We start from the raw sequence: 13836 nt of genomic DNA on the forward strand, positions 1-13836 counted from the left end.
AGTTCATGAGCACTTATGAAGCGATTATGGGTATGGCGCTGCAGGGAGCGGCGGTAGAACTGAAAAGTATGGCATCCGCTGACGGTGCAGTGCTGCGGGCGCTGCTCTCCCATCCGGAGGTGCAGCCGCATATTCAGCTGCGCCAGGGCTCATCCTCCCAGCAGGGCGTTCTGGATAAGCTGGTGAACCGGATGCTGCATGGTTATGACCCTTGCGCATTGCATGCAGGCATCTATCTCAAAGGACAGCCGGAGCTGATCGGATCGGTCTCCCTGCAGAACTGGAACCGGCATGAGGGCAAGGCGGTGCTGGGGTATATGCTTAATCCTGCATGGTGGGGGCGCGGCTTCGCCACTGAAGCACTGGGGCTGCTGCTGGCCTACGGGTTCCGCGAACTGGAGCTGCTGAAGGTGGAGGGACGCTGCCGCGGGGACAACCTCAGATCGGAGCAGGTGATGCTCAAGAATGGTCTGACCCTGGAGCGTACACTGCCGATGGCGGACGGCTCGGGCGATGTAATGAAGGTATTCACATTGTTACACAATTGAAATAATGCCGTTATCAAACTCTAACAGTCTCCGGTTAAACTAAGTACATGACCCCCTTTTGAAAATATAACTGCTGTTGGGACCCGATGATTCGGGTCCATTTTTTTGTGGCGTGCCGTATGCCGGATTCCGGTATCACCGCTTTCTGCTGGCGGTAGCCGGAGTCATTAGGCTATGATGGATATACAGAAACAGCATTTGGCGAGGAGGACATAGCTCTTGAACGAAGTGATTAGACTACTTACGAACCACCGCTCTTTCCGGCAATATACAAGGCAGGCGGTAGAACCAGAGAAGCTGAAGACCATAATTGAGGCAGCCCAGGCCGCACCATCCTGGGTGAACGGCCAGCAGGTATCGGTCATTGCGGTACGCAGCGAAGAACGGAAGCGGCAGCTGTCGGTATTGAGCGGGAACCAGAAGCATGTGGCCGAAGCGCCGGTATTCCTGGTGTTCTGCATGGACTTTCATCGGGCCCGGCTGGCGGCAGAGCTGGAAGACCAGCCGTTTGAAGCGGCAGGAGATGTGGATGCGCTGCTGGTCGGTGCAACCGATGTCGGCATCGCTTTAGCGAATGCGGTGGCTGCTGCGGAGTCGCTGGGACTGGGGATTATCCCGATCGGCGGCGTGCGCCGCCGCACAGCGGAAGTGATTGAGCTGCTGCAGCTGCCCGAATATGTATTCCCGGTGGCCGGGCTGTGTATCGGCTATCCGGGTGAAGAGCTGCCGAAGAAGCCGCGCCTGCCTATGGCGGCTGTGTATCATGAAGAAACATATAACCCTGATCAGAAAGCCCTGATCCAAGAGTACAATGAGACCCACCGTGAGTCGCTTAGGGCTCAAGGGCTGACCGAGAGGGATTGGAGCAGTACAATTGCCCGCTTCTATGCCCTGAATCCGCAGTACGGCGACGCCGGGCGGACGCTGAAGCAGCAGGGCTTCACCTGCGATAATCTGAATAAAAAATAACCTTAGCAAAAAGCACCGCAGCGGTAACGGCGGACGATGGCAAGCATCGTCAACAGCCGGACCACATGCGGTGCATTTATTTTGTCCAGCAGAGAATTAAGCCGTCTCCGTTATCTACAGCTATAGTCCTACTGTAATCTTCTCGCGCCGTTTGTAGTAGACCCAGTGCTTAAATCCGATCTCCTTAAGCCGCGCGGCAACGCTATTGCGCTGATCAGCCACCCGGGAAGGCTTATGGGCATCGGAGCCGAAGCTGACCTCCACGCCGAAATGCAGCGCCCGCTCCAGAATCTCATCCGACGGATACCAGCCGCCGCACAGCTTGGTGCCGCCCGAGGTGTTGATCTCGATGGCCAGCCCGCATTCGCTGATTGTGCTTAAGGCTTCGTCAATCTCCCGGGGAGCGGAGATCTCCGAGAACTGCGGGTAGTTACCCTTCATCGCATCAATGTGTCCGAGGATCTGGAACATGCCGCTGCGCGCGGATTCGGCGATCAGCCGGTAATACTCCGCTTTGGCTGCCAGCTGCTGCTTCGGACCCAGACCCTTCCAGCGGCTTTTATTAAAAATGCTGTTGCCGTCCACGCTGTGCACCGAACCGATCACATAGTCAAACGGATAAGCAGCAAGCGTCTTCCGGTACAGCTCCGCATGCTCGGGGAAATAGTCGGACTCAATGCCGAGCAGGACATCAATGCGGCCTTCGTACTCCTTTTGCAGAGCCAGTACTTCCTCCACGTAGTGGACAAGCTCCGATTTGGCCATCGCGATACGCGGAAAAGCCTGCTCGGACGGACTTCCGAAATAGGGCGTGTGATCGGAAATCCCGATTACATCAAGACCCGCGGTTATCCCGGCTTCAATATAATCCCTGATGCTTCCGTCAGCATGACCGCAGCGGAAATGATGGGTATGCAGGTCGAAATTCATAGAGGTAACATCTCCTTAGGCCAAGGTGGCAGAATAGGTTGCAGGTTGCTGATCATTAGTTACTCTGAGCCGATGAACTGGGTTTCGGGCATTCCCTTAAGATCGCTCAGAAACTGCCTCATGGCCGAATTGACGTACTTCCCGGATTTGGTGATAACGCCTACAGGGTGGGTGACCTCAAGCTCAATGATCGGGACGATTTTGAGCGTACCGCTTCGGACCTCGGCGGTTACGGACTGTTTGGAAATAACGGCTGCCCCGAGATCCAGCTCCACCATCCGTTTCACCTCTTCGCTGCTGGTCAGCTCCATGATGACCTGGGGCTGGATGCCGTGTTTGGCGAGTACTTCATCGGCGAATCTCCGGCCGACGGTGTCCGGGGACAGCAGGATGAGCGGTGTTTTGCCAAGCGCCTCAATACCGGCCGATTTGACCTGGGCCAGAGGATGGCGGGGCGAGACGACCAGTTCAAAGGTATCATAATACAGGACGGAAGTTGTCATTCCGGGACTGCGGCCGATCAGATAGCCAATGCCGACATCGACGAGACCATTCTCGACATGCTGATAGATTTGTGAAGAGGACATGGACGAGATCGAGGTTTTGATATGCGGGAACTGGTCCTGGAAATAGGACAGAATCCGCGGCAGAATCTGAATGGCAATGGAGGTGGTCGTGCCGAGAATAATATGCCCCTGGGGATTCTCTTCGAGATCCGCAAGACGCTGCTTAAGCTCTTCAACGATACCTACAATCTGCTCCGCATGCGTGAGGAATACCTGGCCCCGGTCTGTCAGGGTTACAGGCTGATTCCGGTCCACAAGCTGGGTCTTGAATTCTTCTTCGAGACTTTTGATCTGTGCTGAAACCGCCGGCTGGGTCAAATTGAGTAGTTCTCCCGCCTTGCGGAAGCTCATGGTTTTGGAAATGGTAATCAGTGTTTCAAGCTGGCTGATATTCATGGACTGCCCCCTAATGGCTACCGGTATTGGTGCCGCCGTATATTGGTATCGTTGTGGGAAAGTGACTTCTTTCCAGAGGACGTTTGCGCCGTTAACAGCTTGATGGGCCAGGGTCTGCATGCTGCGGATTGTCTGCCAGGAATGAGGGGGAAATACGCAGTGAGTGCTGCACCCGGAGGGAATTGCGCCGCAAATCTTACGTTCAGTGTTGGCATTTGATTAAATTATAGGAGATTACACCCGGCAGGGCAATGTCGCCGTCCAAACTATCTTGTGAATTCATTCGACAAGACCATTAATTTTTGATGAATAATGCCGATATATGAAGTATAATAAATCATTATTGCTTAGGACTTTTGGTATATGACTAAAGCCTGGTCGAGGGGGGACAGCACTTTCATGAAAGCAGAAGTAATCAATCCGTTTCTAGAGTCTGCACGAATTGTAATTGAACAGGTGATACAAGTCTCGCCGTCTACCGGTATTCTGGGTATTAAGGACATTGAACTGATCGATAATCATATATGGATTCAAGTGGGAATGACAGGTCAGCTCAGCGGGAATATTATCTTCGGGATCGCCGAGCACGTGGCGCTTAAGATGGTTTCGGCCATGATGGGCGGCTATGTGATTACGGAAATGGACGAGATGGGCCAGAGTGCCATTTCGGAGCTTGGCAACATGATCAGCGGCAATGCCAGTACTATTCTCTCCAATCAAGGGGTTTCGGTAGACATTACACCGCCGAAGTTAATGAAGACAGAGAGCATGTCCATCCTTCCGCGCAGAGCGCTGAGTATTCCGCTTATGATGGAGGGCATCGGGGAGCTTGATATTCAGGTTATGATCTCTTAGGCGGATATTCGGGAGCTGAACACATTCCATGGCATTACAAGGCAAGGTTGTTGTTATTACAGGAGCTTCGAGCGGCATCGGTGCGCTTACGGCACAGATGCTCAGCCAGCGTGGGGCCGTTCCCATTCTGCTGGCCCGTTCGGAAGACAAGCTGAAAGAAACCGCGGCCGGGATACCGGGCGTTTTTGGACTGTTCGTCTGTGATGTGACCGATGAGGCGGCAGTGGAGCGTACCTTCGCGGAGATTCTTGAACAGTACGGCAGAATCGACATTCTTCTCAACAATGCCGGTTATGGCAAGTTTGCGGCTTTTACGGAGATGGAGCCCGGCGAATTCGATGCCATGATGGACGTGAACTATATGGGGATTGTCCGCTGCACCAAGGCGGTAGTGCCTCATATGCTGGAGCGCGGTAGCGGTCAGATCGTGAATGTGGCCTCGATGGCCGGCAAAATCGGCACAGCCCGCGCAGTTGCCTATACGGCTACGAAACATGCTGTTCTCGGCTTCACCAATGCGCTCCGCCAGGAGCTCCGCAAGAGCGGAATTATTGTCTCGGCTGTGAACCCCGGACCCATCGCCACCGAATTCTTCAAGACCGCCGATCCTTCAGGCAATTATGAGAAAAGCGTGAGCCGGATCATGATGACTCCGCAGCATGTGTCTGCGAAGATTGTGAAGCTGATGGACAAAGGCAAGGAAGAAGTGGATCTGCCCGGTCTGGCAGCCTTCGGGATTCGTCTATACGGCTTGTTTCCGCGGCTGGCGGATAAGCTGACCTATAACGCAATGAACAGAAAATGATTACTCAGCTATGAAGCAAACGGCTTGTCCCCTTTTGCATGCAGGATGGAATTACATATATAAAATATGGCGTAGATTGGAACTTATGGCCTTCCATTTGGTGGAGAGGCCTTTTTGGCATATAATGAACATATTATCTTAAGCGAAAAGGATGAATTACTATTATGAATAAAGCTTCTTTTGCAGCTATCGGCATTCAGGAAGACCTCGTTGCCCGATTGTCTGAATTCGGCATCACCGAACCATCCCCTGTACAGGAGCAGACGATCCCGCTTCTGCTGGAAGGAAGAGATGTTCTGGCCGCATCCCAGACAGGGACAGGCAAAACTCTGGCCTACCTGCTGCCGCTGCTGCAAGGGATCAATCCGGACCAGAAATCGGTGCAGAAGCTGGTGCTGGCACCAACCCAGGAGCTGGCGATGCAGATTCTCCGCGAAGCAGAGCGCTACGGAGCCCACCGGGGCATCCGGGCGATGGGGCTGATCGGCGGGGCGGCGATCAAACGCCAGATTGACAAGCTGCGCGAGCATCCCCAGCTGGTTGTAGGTACACCGGGACGCGTGCGGGAGCTGATCGGGCTGCGCAAGCTGAAGATGCATGAGGTGACGACGATTATTCTTGATGAGGCGGACCAGATGTTCCAGCTCAGCGGCGCAGGCGAAGTGACGAAGATCGTCAGCAGCGCGCTGCGCACACGCCAGTTGGTTATGCTGTCCGCAACCATCGGACCGGAGACCAAGCTCCTGGCCAACAAGGAAATGAAGAACATCGCAGAGGTGGGCATTGATCCCGGCATGATGACGGCCCAGAGCCTGGAGCATCACTACGTGGTATCCGAGGAGCGGAACAAGGTGGATATGCTGCGCCGGGTGATCCGCCACTACAAGCCTGAACGGGCGATAGTGTTCGTGAATGCGACCGATGATATTGCTGAGGTGACCGCGAAGCTGAATCATCTGGGACTACCTGCCGCAGCGCTGTACGGCGATGCCGACAAGGTTACGCGCGCCAACGTGCTGGCCCGCTTCCGGGACGGCAAGCTCAAGGTGCTGGTCGCCAGCGACGTGGCGGCCAGAGGCCTGGACATTGAGAATCTGACGCTGGTCGTCAGCTTCGATCCGGCCTTTGATTCCGAGCACTATGTCCACCGTGCCGGACGCACGGGGCGCATGGGCAAACGCGGACTGTCCGTAACGATTGTTACGGAGCAGCAGACGTTCATCATGCGCAAATTCGCCCGCGAGCTGGATATCCAGCTGGACGAGCGGGAAATGGCCTTTGGCAAGGCGCTGACGGAGGGCGAGCGCAGTGAATTCCGCGGCGGCGGTGCAGGTGCAGGCCGCCGCGAAGGCTCTGCCCCGCGCGGCAGCGAAGCCGGGCCGCGCACCGGCAAGCCGCAGGTACGGACCTCGGCGGCTGGAACAGCCGGAGGGACGGGCGGCGAAGCTCCGGCAGGGCAGCCGGGCGCAGCTGGCGCTGGGGATGGGGCTGGTACGGTGCGGCGTGAGCAGCACCGGCCGGGGATTGCCGCGAGCACGCGCAGCGCGGCATCCCCCGCAGGCAAGGCACGCAGCAATGCGGAGCGGGACAAGAACCGCAAGAACAAGGGAGCCCCGAAGTGGCTCAAGAACAAAACCCCGAGAGGTGACGGCCAATGAACACAGCTCCCGTATTGCAAATTACGGGCTTAAGCGGAGGATACAGCCTGAACAAGCCGGTGCTGCATGATATCGGCCTGCAGGTTCAGCCCGGTGAAATGGTCGGGCTTATCGGTTTGAACGGCGCAGGCAAAAGTACAACCATGAAGCATATTCTTGGACTCATGTCTCCGCATAAGGGCGAGATTACTGTGCAGGGCAAGACGCGCAGCAGCGATCCTGAGAGCTACCACAGTGCGCTTTCCTTCGTTCCGGAGTCCCCTCTCCTCTATGAGGAGATGACCGTCCGTGAGCATGTTGAATTTACGGCCAGAGCTTACGGCGTGGAGCGCAGCGATTATGAATCGCGCACCGGCCAGCTGGCTGCACTCTTTAATATGGAGGACAAGATGGATACGCTGTCGTCCCATCTGTCCAAAGGCATGAAGCAGAAGGTGATGATTATGTGTGCGTTCGTTGCACGCCCGGCACTGTATGTGATTGACGAGCCGTTCCTCGGCCTCGATCCGCTCGGCATCCGCTCTCTGCTGGATTTCATGCTGGACCTGAAGAAATCCGGGGCGTCCATTCTGCTGAGCTCGCATATCCTCTCCACCATCGAGAACTACTGCGACCGGTTCATTGTGCTGCACCGCGGAATGGTAATTGCGGAGGGAACACTCGCCGAGATGACCGCGAAGGCCGGGCTGCAGGGCTTGAACTTGGAGCAGCTGTTCTACGAACTGGTTCAGGGAGGGAAATGATATGGATTTGAAGGAGCTGCGCCGGCAGCGGCGCAGCCGGTTTACAGGAAGCCTGATCCCCTATATGGGGTATATCATCCAGAGCGGGGTAGCCATGGTGTTCCTGCTGGTGCTGATCATCTTCTCCGCCTGGTACACTTCCCTGCTGCGTGATATCCCGGCAGGTATCCCCATCCGCTGGATTATGCTCGTCCTGCTGGTGCCGGCGGCGGTGCACAGCAGCTTCCGGACCTATCTGCAGACTCCGGATACGATCTTCCTGCTGCCGCAAGGCCACCGGATGAAGGAGTATTTCGCCCCTTCCTGGGTCAGCGGGAATGTGTGGAAGATCCTGCGGCTGGCTTTTGTACTCATTACCTTATGGCCGCTGTACATACGCACGGATGAAGCCCATAAGGGGCTGCTGGCCACGCTGCTGGTCCTGATCCTGGTGAAGCTGCTCGCCAGCTTCGGGTTATGGCGGGAGACCGCTATGCTCTCCCGGCCAGCCGCCATAGGTTACAACTTGCTGCGCTGGGCAGTGGGCACCCTGATGGTTGCGGCCTGGGTATGGCAGCCGCCGGTCCGCGCGCTGATCTTCATCGTAATTCTGGCCGCAGCCTACGCGGCAGCGCTGGCCGTACCCGGCCGGCATTCTGTTCCGTGGGAACGCCTGATTACGATGGAGAAGAATCAGGGGACCCGGGCGCTTATGGTCCTCGGCTGGTTCGTTGATGTCCCTGGACGTGAGCAGCGGGTCTATGCCCGGCGCTACCTGTCCCGGTGGGGCGGCGGCATAACCTGGCAGCGGAATTCCGCCTACCGCTTCCTCCTGACCAAAAGCTTCGCCAGAGGCGATATCTTCGGAATCGTTCTGCGGATTGCCGTATTGGACCTGTTCCTGGTCTGGATGAATCAGGACAGCTACACCGGCAGCGGCATTTATATCTTCTTCCTCTTCCTGATGGGGATTCAGCTGACGGCGCTGCGCAAGCTGCACAGCGAGTCGTTCTGGCTGACCGTGTATCCGCTGCCGGAAGGCAGCAAGAGCAAGGGAACCATCCAGTTTGTATTCCGGGCGCATCTGGTACTGGCTCTGCTGACCGGACTGCCTCTTCTGCTTCAGGCGGGAGCGCGCCCGCTGCCGGTTCTGGGAACATTGGCGTGCGGAGCGCTGCTGGCCTATCTGTTCAAGGCCTACTCCACCCGCAAGGAAGCCCGGACGGATGAGGATGACTTATAGAACAGACTCTTTTAGCAACAAAAATGTGCACATTAAAAATGACCTCATACTCTGCTGACGCGGAGCGTGAGGCCATTTTTATATAGAGGGAGTTGCCCTCTTAATTTCAAGTGGAGCAGGGAATGCTGCAACACGGGGAGCGGAGAGAGCGCTGGGCTCCCTCCAGGGACTTATTCCCGGTTAGACAAAGAGTGAACGGCTGATGATAACCAGCAGGATAAAGAGAACCAGAATTGCGCCTGTGCTTGTGAATGCACCGTGTCCGTATCCGTATCCGCCTCTAACTTCTTCGCTCATGTTCATTCCCCTTTCGCGTTTGAGTTGTTGTACTTGAGTACATCGTATTGTATGTGCGGAGGGAAGAACGTGTATAGGCCAATGCCATAGGGCAGGGCAAAAAAAATCAGCCCCGGATTTCCGGGGCTGACTAACGTATGTCAAGGCTGGGATCAGGCTTTCTCCAAATCGCGGATGCCTGCATAGACCAGATCGAACAGATCCTCGAGCTGATTCTCTTCGATGCAGGAGAAGGCAATGCGCAGATCACTTTCGCCGAGGGCGATGGTGCCCAGCCCGTAATTGTGGATCAGGTGGAGCCGTAAAGTTTCAGCCGGCACGGTGAGCAGCTTCAGGCACATGAAGTACCCGGAGTTGAACGGATAATAAGTCCATACGTCATCTCCGTATTTGCCGCTGTCCAGCAGCGCCTTCACTTTGTTGGCCCGGCCTTTCATGATCTGGAACTTCTCTTCCTTCTGGGCGGCGAATTCCGGCGCCTTCAGCGCATCCAGTACAAAGGTCTGGGACGGATGTGCTCCGCTGGAGATGGTGGCCCGGATAATCCCGAGTGTCTTCTGCTCCAGGGCAGCCAGCAGCTCTTTGTTCTCGGAAGCATAGGTGATGAAGCCGACGCGGAAGCCCCAGACAAATTCTTCTTTAGTGGCTCCGTCAATCTTAATTGCCAGCACACGGGGATGCAGGTTCGCGAGCTTGCCAAATAGCGATTCCTTCAGTGAATCCTCGAAAAAGAGTCCGAAATAAGCATCATCGCTGACGACTACGACATTAACGCCTTCTTCAGCGGCACGCAGGATTGCGGCAACGATGGCTTCACCTTCTTTAATGCCTGGTGTATACCCTGTCGGGTTATTAGGGAAATTGAGGAGGACGATGGCTTTGCCGCGGTCCTTCTGGGCCAGCAGCGCATCCAGCAGTCCTTCGCTGTTGAAGCTCATATCTTCGGTGAACAGCGGATAGTTAACGGTTTCGGTCAGACGGCGGATGCCGAAGGTCAGCTCGTAGTTCTCCCAGTTTTTGTCCGGATAGATGACGGCATCCCCTTGTTCTGCGAACAAGTCGGCAACTATGCTAAGCCCGTGTGTCAGGGCGTTCGTAACGACAGGATTGCTGAAGGATTTGCCTTCAAGCGACGGATTCTCACGCAGCATCTTCTCCCGCCATACCGTACGCAGCTCCGGCTTGCCTGCAGGAGGCGCGTAGCCGTACAGGTCTTTGGGGCTGTAGGCGGAGAGTTTATCCTGGATCACACCAAGGTGCATCGGCATTCCGTTCTCGGTAGCAATACCGATGGTAGCATTATACTTCTTGGCATGAGCCGTCGCTTCTGCAGACTGGCTCAGGATTCCCTCTTTGGGGAAATAGATTGCTTTGCCGAGATTAGAGAGCATATCGTACACATGTTCATTGCCTGCCTTGATGCTGTCATTCAATTGTCCAGCCAGTGGATTCATCAGTTTCATCCTTCCGGTATTCTTCTGGGATATATACGCTAACATTGCCTAACATTATATCACCGTGAATTGCCGCCGTCACTGAGGAATGCCGCGTTTTCACAAATACTTTTGGAATAAGCCGGGCGGCTCCTCCCAGATCTGGACTTCGACGTAACGCTCAGGACCAGAGTCTCCTGCTGCGTTCCATTTCTGCGGCAGGCCGTATTCGCGGACCACCTCAAGGATCTCTTTCAGTGTGTAGACCTGCCCGCGGTAAGGTTTGCCGTCCGCATAGCGCATAGTGGGAAATAAATCGCCATAGGTGAAGCTGATCCGCTCAGGGCTGAAGGCCGCAACCGGGATATTCAGCTCCATTCCCTGTGGATACCACTGCTGCAGCCAGGGGCATCGCCCCAAAGTCATGTAATGCGGATGCCGGCGGACCGGCTTGCCTCCTTTGGCGATAAATTGCTCTCTCGCCCTCTGTTCAAGGCTGTGGCGGATCTGCAGATAATCGGCGGAACGCTGGCTGGCAAAGCCCTTACTCTGCTCCCGGATATCCTGCAGCACCGTCTCCGCTGATTCAGGCGAAAGGTCAGACAGATTCCGGAAGGGGCCGGTGGATTCATCATAATAGTGAAAGAGATAGTGGTAGTCCATATACTTCCCGCCGATCTATAGTAGGATGATTCCTATATTTTAACAGATAGAGTGTTGATAGGAACAGTCCTGCGGGTAGGGGAAGATGTACAAAAGGGAACCGGACAAGGTATTATGAAAAGTAAGCTTACGCATTCGAAGCGGGTGTTACTGCCAGTTATTTCGAAGGAATACAGGGAAGGCATGCCCACAAAACTTTAGGAGGGACCAATATGCTGCATGCATCGCCATCCTCTTTTGTAATCCTCCCGGCCCTGGCGAAGATCGTCTGTGAACCGGGCTGGAAGTGGCAAAAAAGAGAGAAGCCGCTGCAAAATTATGATTTGTTCTATGTCTGGAGCGGGGAAGGAACCGTTGTGCGCAGCGGGGTGCCCTATCAGGTGGGGAAGGGAAGCTGCTTCCTGTTCCGCCCGGGGGATCACACCAGTGCTACACATAATCCGCAGAAACCGCTTGTGCTTACATATATTCATTTCGATGTCGCTGAAGAGGTGACGGAGATTCCTGCGCCTTATCACGAACTGACGGAGACCGTGGAGTTCGAGCATCTGCTGGCCCGTTACGTCCGCCTGTTCCTGGTGCAGACCTACGCTGCAGAGGAAGAAGGCCGCCTGATCCTGAAGCAGCTGATGATTCATCTGCTGCGGCAGGACCAGGTCGTGCCAATCGAGCGCCATGTCAGCAACCAGCTGGCTGAGGTGATCCACGAGGTGGCTAACTATGTCAGCCAGCATCCAGGGGCTGCGCACCGGGTGGAGGATCTGGCCGCACGGGCAGGGCTGTCGCCGCGTTACTTCTCGATCAAGTTCAAAGAGATCACCGGCTCCTCGGTTCAGTCCTATGTGATCCGCACCCGGATTGAACGGGCCCAGCATCTCTTGCTGTACGCCGGTATGAATGTGACTGAGGTGGCGGATGCGCTGGGCTACCGCGACATCTTCTTCTTCAGCCGCCAGTTCAAGCAGCACACCGGCAAAAGCCCGTCGGAAATACGCTGACAACCAGCGCTCCCGAATACGGATGGATGGCCCGGTGACCCGGGAGCACAGCGAAAAAGTATGTAAGCCCTTCTCGTCCAGGCGGGAGAAGGTCAGTCCTGCCGGATTACCGGCAGGGTTTTTTGGGGAATAGATAATACAGACCTCTGACGGAACGGCGCGCCCATTCAAGGCGGGGCCGTTTCTTCTATTACAATGGCTGCAGGGAAGCCGGGAACGTAAAGTTGAAGAGAGCATCTGTCTGTGACAGAATATAAGAATGAACCGCATAAGAACTGAGAAGCTGCCGCTAAGAGCAGCTGAATAAACACACGGGAGAAGGAGAGAACTTATGTACGAAATAGTACTGATACGGCATGGAGAGAGTGAATACAACCGGCAGAACCTGTTTACGGGCTGGAGCGATCCCGATCTGACGGAGAAGGGTGTGGAAGAGGCGAAGAAAGCAGGCAAGCTGCTGAAGGATGCGGGATACACGTTCGATCTTGCCTTCGCCTCGGTGCTGAAGCGTTCAATTAAGACACTAAACTATGTGCTGGATGAGATGGATCTGCTGTGGATTCCCGTGCAGAAATCGTGGAAGCTGAATGAGCGCCATTACGGAGCGCTGCAGGGCCTCAGCAAAAGTGAAACCGCACTGAAATATGGAGAGGAACAGCTCCATATCTGGCGGCGCAGCCTCTCGGTCCGGCCTCCGATGCTGGAGCCGGATGATCCGCGTTATGCCAGAAATGATATCCGCTACAAGGAAGTGCGTCCCGGCGATATTCCGCGCGGTGAGAGTCTGGAGGATACCGTGCACCGGGTTGGTGATTTCTGGGGCAACCGGATTGTGCCGCTGATCCGCAAGAAGGAACGCGTCCTGATCTCGGCGCATGGCAACACGCTGCGGGCTCTGATCAAATACATGGAGGATATTGATGAGACGGCGCTGCTGGATCTCAATATTCCAACCGGCGTCCCGCTGGTCTACAAGCTGGATGATGATGTGAAGCCGATCAGCCGTTTCTATCTCGGCGAGCCGGAAGAGGTACAGGAGAAAGCGCGTGAGGTGGCTAATCAGAGTAAGATTACGGAGTGATCCGGGGAATTAGAGGGATAAATCCCTTTGATTAAGCTGGAAATGGGCTGGACGAGGGAATTAGAGGGATAAATCCCTTTGATTAAGCTGGAAGTGGGCTGGACGAGGGAATTAGAGGGATAAATCCCTTTGATTAAGCTGGAAATGGGCTGGATGAGGGAGTTAGAGGGATAAATCCCTTTGATTACGGTGGAAGTGGGCTGGACGAGGGAATTAGAGGGATAAATCCCTTGGATTAAGCTGGAAATGGGCTGGACGAGGGAATTAGAGGGATAAATCCCTTTGATTAAGCTGGAAATGGGCTAGGCGAGAGAATTAGAGGGATAAATCCCTTTGATTAAGCTGGAAGTGGGCTGGACGAGGGAATTAGAGGGATAAATCCCTTTGATTAAGCTGGAAATGGGCTGGATGAGGGATTGTATGCGAAAAACCGAATACATTGCACCAAAGATAGGGCAGACGAGCCGAATGTATGCGAAAAACCGAGTACATTGCACCAGCGATTGGGTAGATGAGCCGAAGGTAAGCCGGGTATACTGATGCTCAGAGAGCGAAGCAGGTAAGGAATACCTTTATACGGTAAATATACGATTAACGCAGGAGTCATCCGGTCTGGATGATATTGCGAAGGGTATCTTCAACCCCATAATAAAGCCCCGCACAAGATACACT

General features: G+C 55.0%; 14 protein-coding genes. 9 read left to right on the forward strand and 5 right to left on the reverse strand.

The window, feature by feature from the left end:
• Positions 1-5: 5 nt before the first annotated feature.
• Together MHI42_RS26565 and MHI42_RS26570 are read left to right on the forward strand one after the other, a co-directional pair.
• Positions 6-548, forward strand: a complete 543-nt coding sequence (locus tag MHI42_RS26565; protein WP_052422082.1) for a GNAT family N-acetyltransferase — start codon at positions 6-8, stop codon at positions 546-548.
• A 228-nt stretch (positions 549-776) separates the two neighbouring features.
• Complete coding sequence (locus tag MHI42_RS26570; RefSeq protein ID WP_342424808.1) at positions 777-1517, forward strand: NADPH-dependent oxidoreductase; 741 nt, start codon at positions 777-779, stop codon at positions 1515-1517.
• Between the two features lie 120 nt (positions 1518-1637).
• Here the strand turns inward: MHI42_RS26570 and MHI42_RS26575 are convergent, their stop codons facing one another.
• Together MHI42_RS26575 and MHI42_RS26580 are read right to left on the reverse strand one after the other, a co-directional pair.
• On the reverse strand, positions 1638-2447 hold the full coding sequence (locus MHI42_RS26575) for a histidinol-phosphatase (RefSeq protein ID WP_342421134.1): 810 nt from the start codon (positions 2445-2447) through the stop codon (positions 1638-1640).
• 59 nt (positions 2448-2506) lie between these two features.
• Positions 2507-3409: a LysR family transcriptional regulator gene (locus tag MHI42_RS26580; protein ID WP_042139782.1), complete on the reverse strand. Its 903-nt coding sequence runs from the start codon at positions 3407-3409 to the stop codon at positions 2507-2509.
• Between the two features lie 399 nt (positions 3410-3808).
• On the opposite strand from MHI42_RS26580, the gene MHI42_RS26585 reads away from it, so the two are divergent.
• From MHI42_RS26585 to MHI42_RS26605, 5 genes are all read left to right on the forward strand, one after another.
• Positions 3809-4264: a chemotaxis protein CheX gene (locus tag MHI42_RS26585; protein ID WP_039306920.1), complete on the forward strand. Its 456-nt coding sequence runs from the start codon at positions 3809-3811 to the stop codon at positions 4262-4264.
• Between the two features lie 28 nt (positions 4265-4292).
• Entirely contained in the window at positions 4293-5069 is a 777-nt protein-coding gene (locus MHI42_RS26590; protein ID WP_171718337.1) for an SDR family oxidoreductase, read from the forward strand.
• 164 nt (positions 5070-5233) lie between these two features.
• A complete protein-coding gene (locus MHI42_RS26595; RefSeq protein WP_171718336.1) occupies positions 5234-6727 on the forward strand; it encodes a DEAD/DEAH box helicase in 1494 nt (497 codons plus the stop codon).
• The gene (locus MHI42_RS26600; protein ID WP_039306914.1) at positions 6724-7470 is read left to right on the forward strand and encodes an ABC transporter ATP-binding protein; all 747 of its coding nucleotides are present in this window, start codon (positions 6724-6726) and stop codon (positions 7468-7470) included. Before MHI42_RS26595 ends, MHI42_RS26600 begins: the two co-directional genes overlap by 4 nt.
• A gap of 1 nt (position 7471) precedes the next feature.
• The gene (locus MHI42_RS26605; protein WP_342421135.1) at positions 7472-8692 is read left to right on the forward strand and encodes an ABC transporter permease; all 1221 of its coding nucleotides are present in this window, start codon (positions 7472-7474) and stop codon (positions 8690-8692) included.
• Positions 8693-8872: 180 nt separating this feature from the next.
• Here MHI42_RS26605 and MHI42_RS26610 read toward each other — a convergent pair whose 3' ends face one another.
• From MHI42_RS26610 to MHI42_RS26620, 3 genes are all read right to left on the reverse strand, one after another.
• On the reverse strand, positions 8873-8989 hold the full coding sequence (locus tag MHI42_RS26610) for a YjcZ family sporulation protein (protein WP_209994562.1): 117 nt from the start codon (positions 8987-8989) through the stop codon (positions 8873-8875).
• 152 nt (positions 8990-9141) lie between these two features.
• Positions 9142-10443 carry an aminotransferase class I/II-fold pyridoxal phosphate-dependent enzyme gene (locus MHI42_RS26615; protein ID WP_342421136.1) on the reverse strand — a complete coding sequence of 434 codons (1302 nt, stop codon included), beginning with the start codon at positions 10441-10443 and terminating at the stop codon, positions 9142-9144.
• A 99-nt stretch (positions 10444-10542) separates the two neighbouring features.
• Positions 10543-11085: a hypothetical protein gene (locus MHI42_RS26620; protein ID WP_342421137.1), complete on the reverse strand. Its 543-nt coding sequence runs from the start codon at positions 11083-11085 to the stop codon at positions 10543-10545.
• A 212-nt stretch (positions 11086-11297) separates the two neighbouring features.
• Here MHI42_RS26620 and MHI42_RS26625 point away from each other — a divergent pair, with 212 nt between their 5' ends.
• Together MHI42_RS26625 and gpmA are read left to right on the forward strand one after the other, a co-directional pair.
• The gene (locus MHI42_RS26625) at positions 11298-12083 is read left to right on the forward strand and encodes an AraC family transcriptional regulator (RefSeq protein WP_039306903.1); all 786 of its coding nucleotides are present in this window, start codon (positions 11298-11300) and stop codon (positions 12081-12083) included.
• A 331-nt stretch (positions 12084-12414) separates the two neighbouring features.
• On the forward strand, positions 12415-13164 hold the full coding sequence (gpmA, locus tag MHI42_RS26630) for a 2,3-diphosphoglycerate-dependent phosphoglycerate mutase (protein WP_042217227.1): 750 nt from the start codon (positions 12415-12417) through the stop codon (positions 13162-13164).
• Positions 13165-13836 lie beyond the last annotated feature (672 nt).

Source organism: Paenibacillus sp. FSL E2-0178 (genome assembly GCF_038593005.1).
GTDB lineage: Bacteria > Bacillota > Bacilli > Paenibacillales > Paenibacillaceae > Paenibacillus_AQ > Paenibacillus_AQ phytohabitans.

What these genes read in the sequence shown, in the direction of transcription:
- MHI42_RS26565 (WP_052422082.1), top strand. Translation starts at nt 6, where the DNA reads ATGAGCACTTATGAAGCGATTATGGGTATGGCGCTGCAGGGAGCGGCG.
- MHI42_RS26575 (WP_342421134.1), bottom strand. Translation starts at nt 2,447, where the DNA reads ATGAATTTCGACCTGCATACCCATCATTTCCGCTGCGGTCATGCTGAC.
- MHI42_RS26580 (WP_042139782.1), bottom strand. Translation starts at nt 3,409, where the DNA reads ATGAATATCAGCCAGCTTGAAACACTGATTACCATTTCCAAAACCATG.
- MHI42_RS26585 (WP_039306920.1), top strand. Translation starts at nt 3,809, where the DNA reads ATGAAAGCAGAAGTAATCAATCCGTTTCTAGAGTCTGCACGAATTGTA.
- MHI42_RS26590 (WP_171718337.1), top strand. Translation starts at nt 4,293, where the DNA reads ATGGCATTACAAGGCAAGGTTGTTGTTATTACAGGAGCTTCGAGCGGC.
- MHI42_RS26595 (WP_171718336.1), top strand. Translation starts at nt 5,234, where the DNA reads ATGAATAAAGCTTCTTTTGCAGCTATCGGCATTCAGGAAGACCTCGTT.
- MHI42_RS26600 (WP_039306914.1), top strand. Translation starts at nt 6,724, where the DNA reads ATGAACACAGCTCCCGTATTGCAAATTACGGGCTTAAGCGGAGGATAC.
- MHI42_RS26605 (WP_342421135.1), top strand. Translation starts at nt 7,472, where the DNA reads ATGGATTTGAAGGAGCTGCGCCGGCAGCGGCGCAGCCGGTTTACAGGA.
- MHI42_RS26610 (WP_209994562.1), bottom strand. Translation starts at nt 8,989, where the DNA reads ATGAGCGAAGAAGTTAGAGGCGGATACGGATACGGACACGGTGCATTC.
- MHI42_RS26615 (WP_342421136.1), bottom strand. Translation starts at nt 10,443, where the DNA reads ATGAATCCACTGGCTGGACAATTGAATGACAGCATCAAGGCAGGCAAT.
- MHI42_RS26620 (WP_342421137.1), bottom strand. Translation starts at nt 11,085, where the DNA reads ATGGACTACCACTATCTCTTTCACTATTATGATGAATCCACCGGCCCC.
- MHI42_RS26625 (WP_039306903.1), top strand. Translation starts at nt 11,298, where the DNA reads ATGCTGCATGCATCGCCATCCTCTTTTGTAATCCTCCCGGCCCTGGCG.
- gpmA (WP_042217227.1), top strand. Translation starts at nt 12,415, where the DNA reads ATGTACGAAATAGTACTGATACGGCATGGAGAGAGTGAATACAACCGG.